11 protein-coding genes are annotated in these 13,625 nt (G+C 38.9%); 7 read left to right on the top strand and 4 right to left on the bottom strand.

Annotated elements, in window-relative coordinates; translation table 11 throughout:
- Nucleotides 1-226: 226 nt before the first annotated feature.
- The 4 genes from gap to B4U84_RS12185 all read left to right on the top strand — a co-directional run bounded on the left by gap (nt 227) and on the right by B4U84_RS12185 (nt 6,233).
- Entirely contained in the window at nt 227-1,273 is a 1,047-nt protein-coding gene (gap, locus tag B4U84_RS12200) for a type I glyceraldehyde-3-phosphate dehydrogenase (RefSeq protein ID WP_131118138.1), read from the top strand.
- 680 nt (nt 1,274-1,953) lie between these two features.
- Nucleotides 1,954-2,958, top strand: a complete 1,005-nt coding sequence (locus B4U84_RS12195; RefSeq protein WP_131118135.1) for a transaldolase — start codon at nt 1,954-1,956, stop codon at nt 2,956-2,958.
- A 164-nt stretch (nt 2,959-3,122) separates the two neighbouring features.
- Nucleotides 3,123-4,259 (top strand): anhydro-N-acetylmuramic acid kinase, encoded by a 1,137-nt coding sequence (locus B4U84_RS12190; RefSeq protein ID WP_131118132.1) that lies wholly within the window; start codon nt 3,123-3,125, stop codon nt 4,257-4,259.
- Between the two features lie 414 nt (nt 4,260-4,673).
- Complete coding sequence (locus B4U84_RS12185; RefSeq protein WP_131118129.1) at nt 4,674-6,233, top strand: serine/threonine-protein kinase; 1,560 nt, start codon at nt 4,674-4,676, stop codon at nt 6,231-6,233.
- Nucleotides 6,234-6,846: 613 nt separating this feature from the next.
- Here the strand turns inward: B4U84_RS12185 and B4U84_RS12180 are convergent.
- From B4U84_RS12180 to ispD, 3 genes are all read right to left on the bottom strand, one after another.
- The gene (locus B4U84_RS12180; protein ID WP_009455637.1) at nt 6,847-7,047 is read right to left on the bottom strand and encodes an NblA/ycf18 family protein; all 201 of its coding nucleotides are present in this window, start codon (nt 7,045-7,047) and stop codon (nt 6,847-6,849) included.
- A gap of 663 nt (nt 7,048-7,710) precedes the next feature.
- Nucleotides 7,711-8,241: an SMC-Scp complex subunit ScpB gene (scpB, locus tag B4U84_RS12175; protein ID WP_017313056.1), complete on the bottom strand. Its 531-nt coding sequence runs from the start codon at nt 8,239-8,241 to the stop codon at nt 7,711-7,713.
- Between the two features lie 252 nt (nt 8,242-8,493).
- The gene (gene ispD / locus B4U84_RS12170; RefSeq protein WP_131118126.1) at nt 8,494-9,183 is read right to left on the bottom strand and encodes a 2-C-methyl-D-erythritol 4-phosphate cytidylyltransferase; all 690 of its coding nucleotides are present in this window, start codon (nt 9,181-9,183) and stop codon (nt 8,494-8,496) included.
- 90 nt (nt 9,184-9,273) lie between these two features.
- Between ispD and B4U84_RS12165 the strand changes: the two genes are divergently transcribed.
- Complete coding sequence (locus tag B4U84_RS12165; RefSeq protein ID WP_131118121.1) at nt 9,274-10,233, top strand: glycosyltransferase family 9 protein; 960 nt, start codon at nt 9,274-9,276, stop codon at nt 10,231-10,233.
- Between the two features lie 819 nt (nt 10,234-11,052).
- Complete coding sequence (locus B4U84_RS12160; protein WP_207390929.1) at nt 11,053-11,841, top strand: hypothetical protein; 789 nt, start codon at nt 11,053-11,055, stop codon at nt 11,839-11,841.
- A gap of 149 nt (nt 11,842-11,990) precedes the next feature.
- On the opposite strand, the gene B4U84_RS12155 is transcribed toward B4U84_RS12160, so the two are convergent.
- Nucleotides 11,991-12,467: a CRR6 family NdhI maturation factor gene (locus B4U84_RS12155; RefSeq protein WP_131118119.1), complete on the bottom strand. Its 477-nt coding sequence runs from the start codon at nt 12,465-12,467 to the stop codon at nt 11,991-11,993.
- Between the two features lie 422 nt (nt 12,468-12,889).
- On the opposite strand from B4U84_RS12155, the gene B4U84_RS12150 reads away from it, so the two are divergent.
- Nucleotides 12,890-13,510 (top strand): TMEM165/GDT1 family protein, encoded by a 621-nt coding sequence (locus tag B4U84_RS12150; protein WP_131118117.1) that lies wholly within the window; start codon nt 12,890-12,892, stop codon nt 13,508-13,510.
- Nucleotides 13,511-13,625 lie beyond the last annotated feature (115 nt).

Below are 13,625 nucleotides of genomic sequence, written 5' to 3'. Positions count from 1 at the left end.
GGGAGTGTTGGATGTGTGGGAAGTGGGGGAAGTGTGGGGAGAATTATTTGACAAGTCTCTTCCCAATGCCCAATGCCCAATGTCCAATGCCCAGACTAAACCTTAAAAGATGCCAAGTAAATGGGCGATCGCCAAATCAGACTGTCAGGATCGAAAAAGCAAACAGTAATATGTCATTTGCTTTCATTTCTCCTTTGTTCAACTTCCCAGAATAGGAGGTAAAATCTTGGCTAAGTTAAAAGTTGGTATCAATGGGTTTGGTCGGATCGGGCGTTTGGTATTTCGTGCTGGAATCACGAACCCCAACATTGAGTTTGTGGGTATTAACGACCTTGTACCACCAGATAACCTTGCTTACCTGTTGAAGTATGACTCTACCCACGGGATGTATAAGGGTAAGGTTGAGGCAAAGGATAATGGCATCATTGTAGATGGGCATTTTGTTCCTTGCGTATCGATTCGGAATCCAGCAGAATTACCTTGGGGTAAACTGGGTGCAGATTATGTAGTTGAATCTACAGGACTGTTTACCAACTATGAAGGAGCTGCGAACCACCTGCAAGCTGGAGCCAAGCGAGTGGTAATTTCCGCGCCTACTAAAGATCCAGACCGAGTCAAAACCTTGTTAATGGGTGTCAATCATCAGCTATTTGATCCTGCTAAAGATACCGTAGTATCTAATGCTAGCTGTACTACTAACTGCTTGGCTCCTATCGCTAAAGTCATCAACGATAACTTTGGTTTGACTGAAGGATTGATGACCACAGTCCACGCCATGACTGCTACTCAACCCACAGTAGATGGCCCTTCCAAAAAAGATTGGCGTGGTGGTCGTGGTGCGGCACAAAATATTATTCCCTCTTCTACCGGAGCAGCAAAAGCTGTAGCGTTAGTCTTACCGGAATTAAAAGGTAAATTAACTGGTATGGCGTTCCGGGTTCCGACTCCTGATGTTTCTGTGGTTGATTTAACCTTCAAAACTGCTAAAGCTACTAGCTATCAGGAAATCTGTGCAGCGATGAAAGCAGCAGCAACAGGTGAATTAAAAGGTATATTGGGCTACACCGATGAGGAAGTAGTTTCTACAGATTTTCAGGGAGATATCCACTCTAGCATCTTTGATGCTGGCGCTGGAATTGAACTGAATTCCAATTTTTTCAAGGTTGTGGCATGGTACGACAACGAGTGGGGCTATTCTAATCGAGTTATTGACCTCATGTTATCTATGGCACAAACAGAAGGAATTTTGCAAGGCGTTGCAGTAGCTGTTTAAGCAAGCATAGGGAATTGACAATTTTCAATTCCCTATTTTGTAGAAATGTAAATGTTTGTGCGATCGCACATCTGAAGAACCTCGAATCGTACAAATATAAATAGGACTTACGCAACTGGCATATTATTTTAAGTTCGTAGTGAGGACTTTAGTCCTCAAAATAAGCGCTAAAGTGCTTACTACAAAAAAAAATCTGATTTTTTGTGACACCTGCGTAAGTCCTAATAAATTATATTTTTATGTTTATTAACAATCATTAAATTATATAAAATCTCTTGTGATTAAACTAAAAAATAGTCTGTTTTTCAGTGCCAATACTGAAAAAAAGCTGAAGAATTTGTGATTTAAATATTCAGTTATACAAGTATTACAATAGTCAAAATTTGTTCAAATGTTGATGGTGAGTAGGGTTGGAAATATCCGTTCATGACGAAAAATGCAAAATGATTTAAAAAAACTGCATACAATCACACAATCAATCTCGACAGAACTTGCCTAGAATAGGGCTGGAGGGTATTGATTCAGGACTTTTGCCAAATTCTTTTGGTGTAATTGGTAATAAGTAATCAAAATTCTATTAATTTTCCATTACCAATTAACCATTGCCATCAACTCAGCTATCAAGACCACTACAACCCAATCATAATAAGTCCTGGAAAAACAAAATTGAGAGGTAAACCATGTCAAAGAATTTACTAGAACAATTGCGAGAAATGACCGTTGTGGTCGCAGATACTGGAGACATTCAAGCAATTGAAAAATTCAAGCCCCAAGATGCGACTACCAACCCTTCCTTGATTACAGCAGCGGCCCAAATGCCGGAATATCAAGAAATAGTTGATCAAACATTACTGCAAGCAAAAAAAGACCTTGGTTCTGGTGCATCTCAAGCTCAAGTAGTTTCTTTGGCATTTGACCGTTTAGCGGTGTCCTTTGGATTGAAGATTCTGCAAATTATCCCTGGTCGAGTTTCCACAGAAGTGGATGCGCGCTTATCTTACGATACAGAAGCTACTGTCACCAAAGCACGAGAGTTGATTGCTCAATACGAAGCGGCTGGAGTTTCTCGCCAACGTATTTTGATTAAAATTGCTTCCACTTGGGAAGGTATTCGTGCAGCTGAAATTTTGGAAAAAGAAGGAATCCACTGCAATCTGACCTTGCTGTTTGGTCTTCATCAAGCGATCGCCTGTGCAGAAGCAGGTGTTACCCTGATTTCCCCCTTCGTCGGACGCATTCTTGACTGGTACAAAAAAGAAACCGGACGAGATAGTTACCCCTCAGCCGAAGATCCAGGAGTATTGTCTGTCACGACAATCTACAACTACTACAAGAAATTTGGTTACAAAACCGAAGTCATGGGGGCTAGTTTCCGTAATATCGGTGAAATTACTGAATTGGCAGGTTGTGATTTGCTGACCATTTCTCCAGCGCTCCTGGGTGAGTTGCAAGCCACAATCGGAGAACTACCTCGTAAACTTGATGCTAGCAAAGCAGCAGGAATGGCAATCGACAAGATTTCCATAGACAAAGCTACCTTTGATCAGATGCACACAAATGACCGTATGGCATCAGATAAGTTAGATGAAGGTATCAAAGGTTTCACAAAAGCATTAGAAACCTTAGAAAAACTTCTCGCCGAAAGACTGGCTAAACTGGAAACTGAAACTAAAATTCCTGTATAAAAGGCTCTGTCAAAGCAAATTTACAGTGTTTGTACGCAGTGCTTTAACACTCAATAAAGCACTAAACTACTTATCAGTTACCATAAATTCATCATAATTTTAACCCGATTTCATACAAGAAATCGGGTTTCTCATTTCAATCAACAAAGTTCCACCTATTATTTATGACTCACGTTATCGGTTTAATCAGTGGCACATCTGTAGATGGTATAGATGCTGCTTTAGTAGATATTTCTGGTACAGGCTTTGATTTACAAGTAGAATTGATAGCCGCAGCAACATATCCCTACCAAGATGATCTTAGAGAACGTATTTTAGCTGTTTGTGCTGGTGAAGCGATCTCAATGGCAGAATTGGCAGAATTGGATGATGCGATCGCAACTGCTTTTGCTCAAGCAGCACAAAATATTCAGAGCGATCGCCAACCAGCTAGCTTAATTGGCTCTCACGGTCAAACCGTTTACCATCAGCCACCCCACAGTCGGGGTCTTGGTTACACTCTCCAACTTGGTCGCGGTGCTGTCATTGCTCAATTAACAAACATCACAACTATAAGTAACTTCCGTGTAGCAGATATTGCTGCTGGTGGTCAAGGTGCGCCCCTTGTACCACCCGTAGATGCAGCTTTATTCAGTCATCCTCAAGAAGCACGTTGCATCCAAAACATAGGTGGTATTGGTAATCTGACTTATTTACCTCCTCGACGAGATCACTGGTTAGAAAAGATTCGTGGTTGGGATACAGGCCCAGGAAATAGCCTATTAGATTTGGCAGTAAACTATTTAACAAATGGGACGAAAACCTATGATGAAAACGGCTCCTGGGCTGCTACTGGTACTCCTTGTCACCCTCTAGTTGAACATTGGCTACAACAAGAGTACTTTCATTTGCCACCGCCAAAGTCAACAGGTCGAGAATTATTTGGTGTTGATTATCTGCAAGAATGTATAAAAGATGCAGAAACATACCAACTTAATTCAGCAGATTTACTAGCAACCCTCACAGAACTAACAGCTGCTTCCATTGTTCACAATTACCGCACCTTTTTGCCTGAAATCCCACAAAAAGTCTTTTTGTGCGGTGGTGGTAGTCGCAATCTCTATTTGAAAAACCGCTTACAGCAGCTTTTAGAAACAGTACCAGTTCTAACAACAGATGAAGTGGGATTCAGTGCAGATTTCAAAGAAGCGATCGCCTTTGCTATCTTAGCCTACTGGCGACAATTAGATTTCCCCGGTAATTTACCAACCGTCACCGGAGCAAGTCAACGAGTGCTGTTAGGAGAAGTAAATTTTAGATAGTTAAGCTGTTATGCATTTAAATTGTATATTTTGCGAGCAGGTTGTCAAAAGTCAACAGTCCAGAGTCAAAGACTAGCTTGGACTTTGGACTGTTGACCCTGGACAGTCCTAACGCAAGAATATTTAATCTAAGCGCACATCAGCTTATTTATCATTGGTCATTGGTTACAGGGGAGACAAAAGGAATAAGGTTGATATATCCTTCGCATCACTGCGTCTTTCACCCTCCGGGTCTTTTCAAGGCTTTGTCTCCAATTTTTGCATCCAAGGTTAATGAACTGGGTCGAAAGTGGGCAAACTAGGTAAAGAATAGTACCAAGGCTTTTTGTAAAAGCGAAGGTAAAGGTAACGTGAGTTCGATGGATTTCATGAGCAACGACATCGCACCCTCAAATAATTGGAATCAAATTTTGTATGTCAGACCCCAATATTGGTCGTTTACTCAGTAACCGCTATCAGCTTAAAGAGTTAATTGGAAGCGGAGCAATGGGTCGAGTTTATGGCGCGAAGGACGTTCTGTTGGGGGGTGTACCTGTTGCTGTCAAGTTTCTCGCTTTGTCAGTTCAAAATCAAAAAATGCAATTGCAACAGCGCTTTGAACGAGAAGCAAAAACCTGTGCTTTGTTGGGACAAAAAAGTATTCATATTGTTCGGGTGATGGACTACGGTGTAGACGAGCATAATACTCCGTTCTACGTGATGGAATATTTACAAGGTAAAGGTCTAAACCATGTGATTCATAAACAAGACTATTCTTTACCAAGATTCTTAAGCTTGGCACGTCAAATTAGTTTAGGGTTACAGTGCGCTCATGGTGGTATTCCAGTTGATGGCAAAATTTACCCGATTATCCATCGTGATATTAAGCCCAGCAATATATTAGTAGTTCAAGACACTAGCTTTGGAGAATTAGTCAAAATACTGGATTTTGGTATTGCTAAATTATTACAGGCAGATAGCAATAGTACAAACTACTATTTAGGAACTCTAGCTTATTCTTCACCTGAGCAAATGGAGGGTAAAAATCTAGACAACCGCTCTGATATTTATAGTTTGGGTGTGATGATGTTTGAAATGCTCACAGGAAAAATGCCTTTAGTTGTATCAAATCATTCTTTTGGAGCATGGTACAAAGCACACCAAACCCAAGCACCACGGACTTTTGCTGAAGTTGCGCCTACATTAAAGTTACCAAAGCAACTAGAAAATTTGGTGATCAGTTGTTTGGCTAAGTCACCAAGCGCGCGCCCTCAAAATATCGGTGAAATTCTCAAAGTTTTAACATCTCTTGAACAGCTTGATTTTACATGTACTCAAGAAAAAAGCACTAATTTACCTGCTATTATCCATCCTCAACCAATAAAAGCTGGGGTTGATCACAAATTTGGTAATGATTCCTCTGTATCTTCATTAAGTCATGAAATTACAAAACAAGCTTCCTGGCCTGAAAATAAACCTATTGCCAATATCGTTTTTACTCAGTCTATTCGTCTAAATGGAGAACTCAAACCTGCTTTGTGGATAATGCTACCGCAAGCAGAAATTTACAAGCGTTTAGTCTGTACTCGTTACAACCAATTTCTTTTCGTCCCTTCTCCTCATCCGATGCTGTTGTGGATTACTGTCCTCTATAATCACAAGCATGGTTCTAAATGGCTACCTTGTTACGTTGATCTCAAAACAAACGTTGCTCAAGAAATCATTCGCTTGTTAGCGCAGGATGGTTACTACCGTCTACTATTATTTGCAATAGAAGCACCAAATCATTGTACTCACATCATAATCTCGACTATTGCTTCTGCTCAACGTCAAAGGCTCCAAAAGTGGCTCACAATGAGCAATTCATTAGCATCATCTAACAATCCCCAACTTAGTAAAAATTTACTTAAGTTAGAGTACGAAAAGATAAAGCCTCAAATCTTAACAAAATTACAAGCTATTGATACAGATTTAACCTTTGATCTATCAGGCTAATTTGAACAGAAGGAAGAAACTGGAGCGATTTGACTTATATCTATCTATTTGCTGTATGAATAGAGATAATATTAATTATTGTTAAGAAAAATTGTTTAGGAGTTGCAAAATAAGCTTATAAGAAATATAAATAGTAAAGATATAAACTAAAAAAATAAGTTGCTTTGGGCTGTATGTGGTTATCTCTGTAGAGTATGGGCTGTAATTCATTCCTCTATGTAGAGAGAAAAAGTTTCATGGCTGAAACTATCTACTAAATATACAAACCCAGTTGACTTTTAAAATCATTCAATTGGTGCTATCACAAATTAAAAAATCACAACAATTGCTGCTAAATAAGCTCTTTGTTGTATATTTTTTTGAGAATGTAACATGGTCAGACAGAATTTGTACAAAGGAAATTTAGAAATTCATTGTATAAGTTTTGTCTATATTCAGTCAGAACAAGAGTAAAAACTTATCCATGTATAGCTCTGGTTTGACTAGTGACTTTGTAGTTTTGTACGCTTTAAAAGTTAATTTTTTCATCGAAGTTGACGCCCCGACATCCCCAGCTCTTTTCCCTTGGTGGAACCTAGCAAGAGAAGGAGGTCGCCTACCGCGACTCAGGATTCTATGCTGCCCAGCTAGAACCTGAATCTAACCCCCACTGATGTTTAAGTAATTCTTTGTAAGTTGCCTCCCTTACAACCATTTGTTCGTAGAGCTTGACTAAAAAGTCTTTCGCTTGATCATGGCTCATGTTTTGCACCTGAGTAGCAAAAGAGCGGATGCTGAATTGCTGTTCTAAAGTCAACTCAATAGGCTTGTCCATAATTGGCTCCTGAAAAATAAGTACAAAGTTTAGGTAAATGACGTAAGCTCCGGAGAGTAAATTAAGCTAGTCTGTTATACCTTGCACTTGTTTGTCTATCTATATTAAGAAAGATAACAAGTGTTTAGTATTTTGCCCATATTCTTTTATGGGGATTTTTTGACTAACCTAAATCTTTATTTTCATCCTACTGATATAAACCTCAAGTCTACCGAAGTTAATTCCGGTAAAAAGAAGGCTTTCCAGAAACACTCTGGTGGACGAAATTCCCTTTTACTTGTGGTAATGGATAAATAAGGGGTGTAAAAGTGAATTATATTCGCCATACCCTATAAAGCGCAAGGTGTCAATTAACTAAATAATAAAAATTCAACCTCTGTAGGTAAGTTTCTTCAGAGGTTAAATTTATATGTATCAAGTTGTAAATGAGAAAAATGCTCAGACTGAACAAAATGATGAGTATATTTACCAAATTAGGGAAAAAAGATCGGGGATTGGCGCAAATAAGTCAAAAGCCAAAGAGTTCTTCATTTTTAATTTTTAATTGATTTGTCCCCGATCCTCAATACCTGACCGATAATTCAGAACAGGGTACAAAAAAGCGGATAAATCCTCCGAATAAATCGAAAATCCACGCATCCACGCATCCACGCATTGGATGACCTACTCTATTTCCGAGACGGATTCTAGTTTCAGCTCCAATTGTCGCTGCTGTTGTGGAGTATAAAATGGTGAAGGAAGTTGTTCGATCTGGAAATATTGATGAAATTTTGGTGTTACCTGAAGTGAATAAGAGCGAGAGTCATTATCTCGGCGTTTCTTGACAAAACCAAGTTCCACTAGTTCTTGGACGTGTTGATATGCTCCGGAACCACGCAGGTTAATTAAGTCAGTTTGTAGCATAGGACTATTCAAGGCGATCGCTGCTAAAGTCCGCAATGCACCCACCCCCAATTCTACTGGTATGAGAGTTTGTACTAAATATTGAAAATCAGACCGCAGTTGCAAACAGTAACCATTTGCGGTTTCTACGACTTCTAGGGCGCTATCACGACGAGCATAATCGTCAATCAGCTCGATAATACCTTCTTCAGCAGTCGCGCGATCGCACGCTGCATAATCAGCAATTTCGCTGATTGACAAGGGTTTACTCTTCAAATAAAGAATTGCTTCTATTTTTGTCGCTGCATTCATTGATCAATAGTCAATAGTCAAGAGAAACCAGTGTGTTCTTAAGAGTTTTCTTTGTTGTAGCACCTGACGTTCTATATTGACACTCCTTAAGCCTAAAAGGCAGTCCCAATGAAATAAGTTTCATCACCAAGCATGAAAATAGCGATTGGGAGTTGGGGACAAGGGAGAATAGGGAGAGTGGGGAGAGTAGGGAGAGTGGGGAGAATTATTTGACAAGTCTGTTCCCAATCCCCGCTCCCCGCTCCCCGATCCCTACTCCTCACCAAATCTGGTTTTAAAGATAAATTCTGCGATCGCTAAATCTTGTGGGGTAGTTACTTTTAAATTTGTTTCCTCTCCTTGAACAATTTGCACTTGATAACCACATTTTTCAAACAAAGCAGCATCGTCAGTCACTTCCCAGCCCTGGGCAACACCTTCAGCATGACACTCTTTTAGCAACTTCACATCAAAGCCTTGGGGAGTCTGTGCTGCCCAAAGTTGGCTTCGGTCTGGTGTACTCTGAATTATGCCATTTTCATCTACGACTTTAATGGTATCTTTGACTGGCACAGCTGCTATTAAACCAGGACATTGCCGAATTGCTTCGGCACATCGATTGAGTAAATCTGGGGTAGCGAGACATCTTGCTCCATCATGAATCAACACTTGTAAAGCATTGGCCGGCAACGATTGCAACCCATTGTAAACAGATTCTTGACGGGTGGAACCACCCTGAATTAACTCCACAGGTTTAGTGAGCTGCAAATCAGCGATAATTTGCTTAAAGTCTTGCCAATCAATAGGTTGGGAGATAATTCCTATCCAGCTAATCTCATCTGATGCTTGTGCAGCTAAGAGCGTCCAAGCAATAATCGGCCGCGCGCGCACTTGCAAGAGGAGTTTATTACGATTACTCCCCATCCTTCGTCCACTTCCAGCAGCAGGGATTAATAAATGCACAGGTTTTTTTAAGTTTTAACTTTTGACTTTTGACTTTTCTAGTCCCTATCTTCCCCTAAAATAAGGAGCGAGTAGGCGTAAATTAATATTATGCGAATAGTAGCCCTTGTACCTGGTGGAATAAGCGACCAAATTCTATTCTTTCCGACACTAGACGACCTGAAGCGTAATTATCCTGACGCTCAGATAGATGTCGTTGTGGAACCCCGGTCAAAGGCTGCTTACCGGGTGAGTAAGTCAGTTAACGATGTACTGATATTTGATTATAAAGACCGTAACAGTTTGGCTGATTGGGCTAACTTAGTAGGTATACTTCGCGATCGCGAATACGATGCCGCTATTACCCTGACACAAAGCTGGTTAATGGGTCTTTTACTGTGGTTGACTGGAATCCCCATACGTATTGGCTACAAAGGTAAGGGAGCAGCTTTTCTGACTAACACCCTACCTCTGAGGCAAGAACAATACGCTGCTTATGTGTATCACACTTTGCTACAAGAGTTAGGTCTTAAGTCTCCTTGTCCAGAATTAGCTGTGAATGTGCCTAAATCAGATATTGATTGGGCAGACAAAGAGCAATTAAGGTTGGGAGTTAAAGAAAGTGGTTATATTTTGATTCACGATGGTGTAAATGAGTTACCACCAAATAAAGGTCAAGATAGAACATACCATGCCGAAAATTGGTTGCACATCATTCAAGATTGCCAACAAAAGCAACCAGATATACCCGTAGTGGTAGTTCAAGAACCCGGTCAACAAGAGTTTGTGGCTAGACTCAAACAGTCTATACCTAGCATCAAAATTACTTCCCCAGATAATATAGGCAAGTTAGCAGCAATGATCACGGGAGCAAATTTATTACTGTGTACCGATAGTGCGATCGTACAGCTTGCCGTTGCTGTGCAGACCTATACTATTGCCTTGTTCGGTTCTACAGATCCAGCTAAATTGTTGCCCAAAAGCGATAAATTTATTGCTATCAAATCCCCTACAGGCAAAATTGCAGATATTTCATCCAAACTCATTTTGGAAAAAATCTGGGGCGGTTAGCATTCCAGTCCCATTACCTTAAATTGTTGTAGTAATTTGAACCCCCTTTCTGCCTGTTGATTTTCCCCGACAAGCGGAAGGGGTTTCATATTCTTTATCTTACTCAACTCTTAGTGAAGTAATTTTCATTACATAAAAACATACAAATTTAGTTGTAAACCGCATACAAGATATTTATATTGTATAATAAGCAACTTATTTTTTGAAAATAGTTACGGTATAAGAGTTACCTAAACAACTGTTTTTTTTTCTAGAACCTGATATGTTGAATACATTATGGGGAAATATTTATTTAGATGCATTTATAAATGTGTATCTCATCTACCACAGTTTATAAATATTGAATATACGGGTTATTAAATAACTCCCTATTTGGATAGCTAGTAACGACGTTTACTAGAAAGTATTTTGTGTGAAAAAAATTACATATTTAGTATTAGATAACACCATGAATAAAATTCATTTATTACTGACTAAAAAAGTTTTGTTATTACTTCGTAGATAAATTTTTTTGAGATATTGCTGTTATTAAGCAGATATTTGCTAAACGAAGAATTTTGAGTAAAAAACCTAATGAACTTATATAATTTATGATGTATCTTAATGAAATTAAGTCATTAAAAACCAAGGTTGAGATTCAAATAAATATTGGTTTATACGAATTGAGTTCCACAAAAGATAAAATTTCATCCCTTTAACGATTTATAGTCTTATAAATTACCTGGTGTGATTAGCTTTTGGGTGGATCTAACACGCCATTATGTGTGTTCCTTTACTTTAAAATCTTGCGAATTAGCAAGGACATCCACCAAGAATGTCATGAAATTTTTAAAAGGAAAACAAATGGCAATTAATTTACATGGCTTTACTAGCAATGGTAAACGTTATATTCAAGTAGAAAGCCAGCCCCATCATATCACAGGCATTTTTAGAAAAATGGTCTGCTTGTGTAACAGTAAATATGAAAGTCAAGTGGTAAATACAAAAAGCGCTTATTTCGAGTGTGAAGAAGATGGGACAATTAGTTTTTACCAATCAGTGAGTAGCGAGGGAATAAAATCAGGTATTTGGACTTATCTTGTGTATGAATGTGAAGAGACAGAAGAAAAGGTATTCCAAGACAAATTTGTTGATACAAGTATCAATTATTTATATAAATTGTTAGCTGGTCATAAAATAGTTCAAAATGCTACAAGTATTCATGAGTATCTTAAATATAAATTTAACGAAAATGAATATTTAGATGTTCATCTTCCTACTTATTGGGATAATTTTACAGGTAGAGCAATAGCTAATTTGCTTTTAGAAGAATTTCAAGCATTTAATTCCTCATCTTTATTTGCCAAAGGTGATGGTAAAAAATATATGAAAACTGTAATAAATAATTTTATTCAACTGGGGCGAAAAGTTTTAGATAAAGGTGGAACAATCAAAGATTTTGAATTACATCAGTATGATCTCTTAAAAAATATTAGGATTAATGAGATTGCAAATTTAATAATAGAATATAATGATTACCGATTATGGCAAGCAGCCTTACCCAGCAAATCTAAAGCTGTAGAATATGCTTTTAGTGCTGCTTTAGATTTAATATGTCAAATGACCTAAATTGGTCGAGACACTGAACGACATTGGTCATTGGTCTAGAGACGCGATTCATCGCGTCTGTACAATAGTTATTGATCATTGCTAAGGATTTGAATCTTGTTGCAGAAGTGTCTAATTTCTCGCATTCTGTACTAATTAACTATTAGCTATTATTCAAACATCGCAAAAAAAGTATCGTCTAATTCATAACCGAGCATTTGAGCCATTGATTGCAGACGTGATTGGCTAGGTATATTGTTTTGTTTGAACCAGTCACTTAAAATAAAGATTTTATGCATCAAAAAGATTTCCAAAGCTTCTGGATTGTACTGAATTCCTTCTTTGGCGCTGAATTGATGCGGTACTAACATAGCTGTATAGCGCGCGAATTCTCCCATTTTCCAGTCAAGTAAAAATGGTAACCAAGGATAGCGAGCATCGAGGCGAACAAACCACAACCGCACTTCTGGTATTTCAGGGAGTTCTCGCGGGTCGCCTTCTTGTTGAGGATAATCAATATCAAATTGTAACTGCTGTTCATAGGATGCGATCGCTCCTTCTTGCAGCAATTGCTCAATGACTGTTGTTACAGCAGATAAATCTAAGTTGTGAATAGAGTCAGAATTGAGAGCGATCGTAATAGACATAAATAACTTAAGAATATATATAGTGACTTTGACTCAAAAGTAACCTTGACAATTCAGACTAGCAGCTTTGTGAGCTGAACGCTAGGAGGGAACAAATCAATTAAAAATTAAGAAGTTTTTGGCTTTTGACTTGTTTTTCCCAATCCCCAATCCTCCATAAATTCCTTTACTACAACTTCAGATAGATGTATAATTACTTATAAATTAAGAAGGGGAGTAGCTGCTGGCAAAAAAATCAGCCAGCCCATCTAAATCAACATACTGGCGATGAGCCTGGTTTAGATGACAATCAAGCAATAAGCTAGTTGGAAGCGAGACCTTCACTGAGTTCACACAAAAGGTAAAGTGTGAAGCTCGGTGAGGTCTCGCTAGTCTCATTGAGCTTCACATACGAGTAAACGAATCGTCAGGAGCTTGAGAGAGTGCTAACAGCTTTCACCGCAGGTTTATTACTAATTACAGTTTCAGAGTTGGGTGATAAAACGTTTTTTATCGCCGTGATTTTGTCTATGCAGCACTCACGGCGACTTGTATTTGCGGGTGTGACAGCAGCTTTAGCGGCGATGACAGTACTGTCTGTTGTAGTAGGACAAGCAGTGGCCTTGCTGCCAAAAGTTTACATTTATTACGGCGAGATAATTTTATTTATTGCCTTTGGTTTAAAGCTGTTGTACCAAGGTAGTAAAATGCCTGATTCTACCTGCGATACGGAAGTTGTAGAAGAAGCAAAAACCGCAGTTGCTCAAGCCGAAAAGCAGATGAAAAAGCAAAAAACAATTTGGGCAATTGTATTAGAAGCTTTTACTTTAACATTTATAGCAGAGTGGGGCGATCGCACACAATTTGCCACTATTGCTTTAGCAGCAGCAAATAATCCTGTTGGGGTGACAACAGGTGCAATTTTAGGACATGCCATTTGTGCTGCGATCGCTGTCATTGGTGGCAGAATGTTAGCCGGAAGAATTTCTGAAAAAACACTCACCATTGTTGGCGGATTTTTGTTCATTTTATTTGGTATCGTCGCGGCTGTGGAAGGAGCATAAATCGGGAGCGGGGACAGAGCAAGGGAGTGTGGGGAGTGTGGGGAGACTTGTCAGTTATCAGTTATCAGTTATCAGTTATCAAATTAAACTGTTAACTGATTCATGCCCAATGCCC

This window comes from Westiellopsis prolifica IICB1, assembly GCF_004323185.1.
Taxonomy (GTDB): Bacteria; Cyanobacteriota; Cyanobacteriia; order Cyanobacteriales; family Nostocaceae; genus Pelatocladus; species Pelatocladus prolificus_A.
Note: the sequence above shows the minus strand (reverse complement) of the source record. Positions and strands in the feature narration are given on the sequence as shown.

What these genes read in the sequence shown, in the direction of transcription:
- B4U84_RS12195 (WP_131118135.1), top strand. Translation starts at nt 1,954, where the DNA reads ATGTCAAAGAATTTACTAGAACAATTGCGAGAAATGACCGTTGTGGTC.
- B4U84_RS12190 (WP_131118132.1), top strand. Translation starts at nt 3,123, where the DNA reads ATGACTCACGTTATCGGTTTAATCAGTGGCACATCTGTAGATGGTATA.
- B4U84_RS12185 (WP_131118129.1), top strand. Translation starts at nt 4,674, where the DNA reads ATGTCAGACCCCAATATTGGTCGTTTACTCAGTAACCGCTATCAGCTT.
- B4U84_RS12180 (WP_009455637.1), bottom strand. Translation starts at nt 7,047, where the DNA reads ATGGACAAGCCTATTGAGTTGACTTTAGAACAGCAATTCAGCATCCGC.
- scpB (WP_017313056.1), bottom strand. Translation starts at nt 8,241, where the DNA reads ATGAATGCAGCGACAAAAATAGAAGCAATTCTTTATTTGAAGAGTAAA.
- B4U84_RS12165 (WP_131118121.1), top strand. Translation starts at nt 9,274, where the DNA reads ATGCGAATAGTAGCCCTTGTACCTGGTGGAATAAGCGACCAAATTCTA.
- B4U84_RS12160 (WP_207390929.1), top strand. Translation starts at nt 11,053, where the DNA reads ATGAAATTTTTAAAAGGAAAACAAATGGCAATTAATTTACATGGCTTT.
- B4U84_RS12155 (WP_131118119.1), bottom strand. Translation starts at nt 12,467, where the DNA reads ATGTCTATTACGATCGCTCTCAATTCTGACTCTATTCACAACTTAGAT.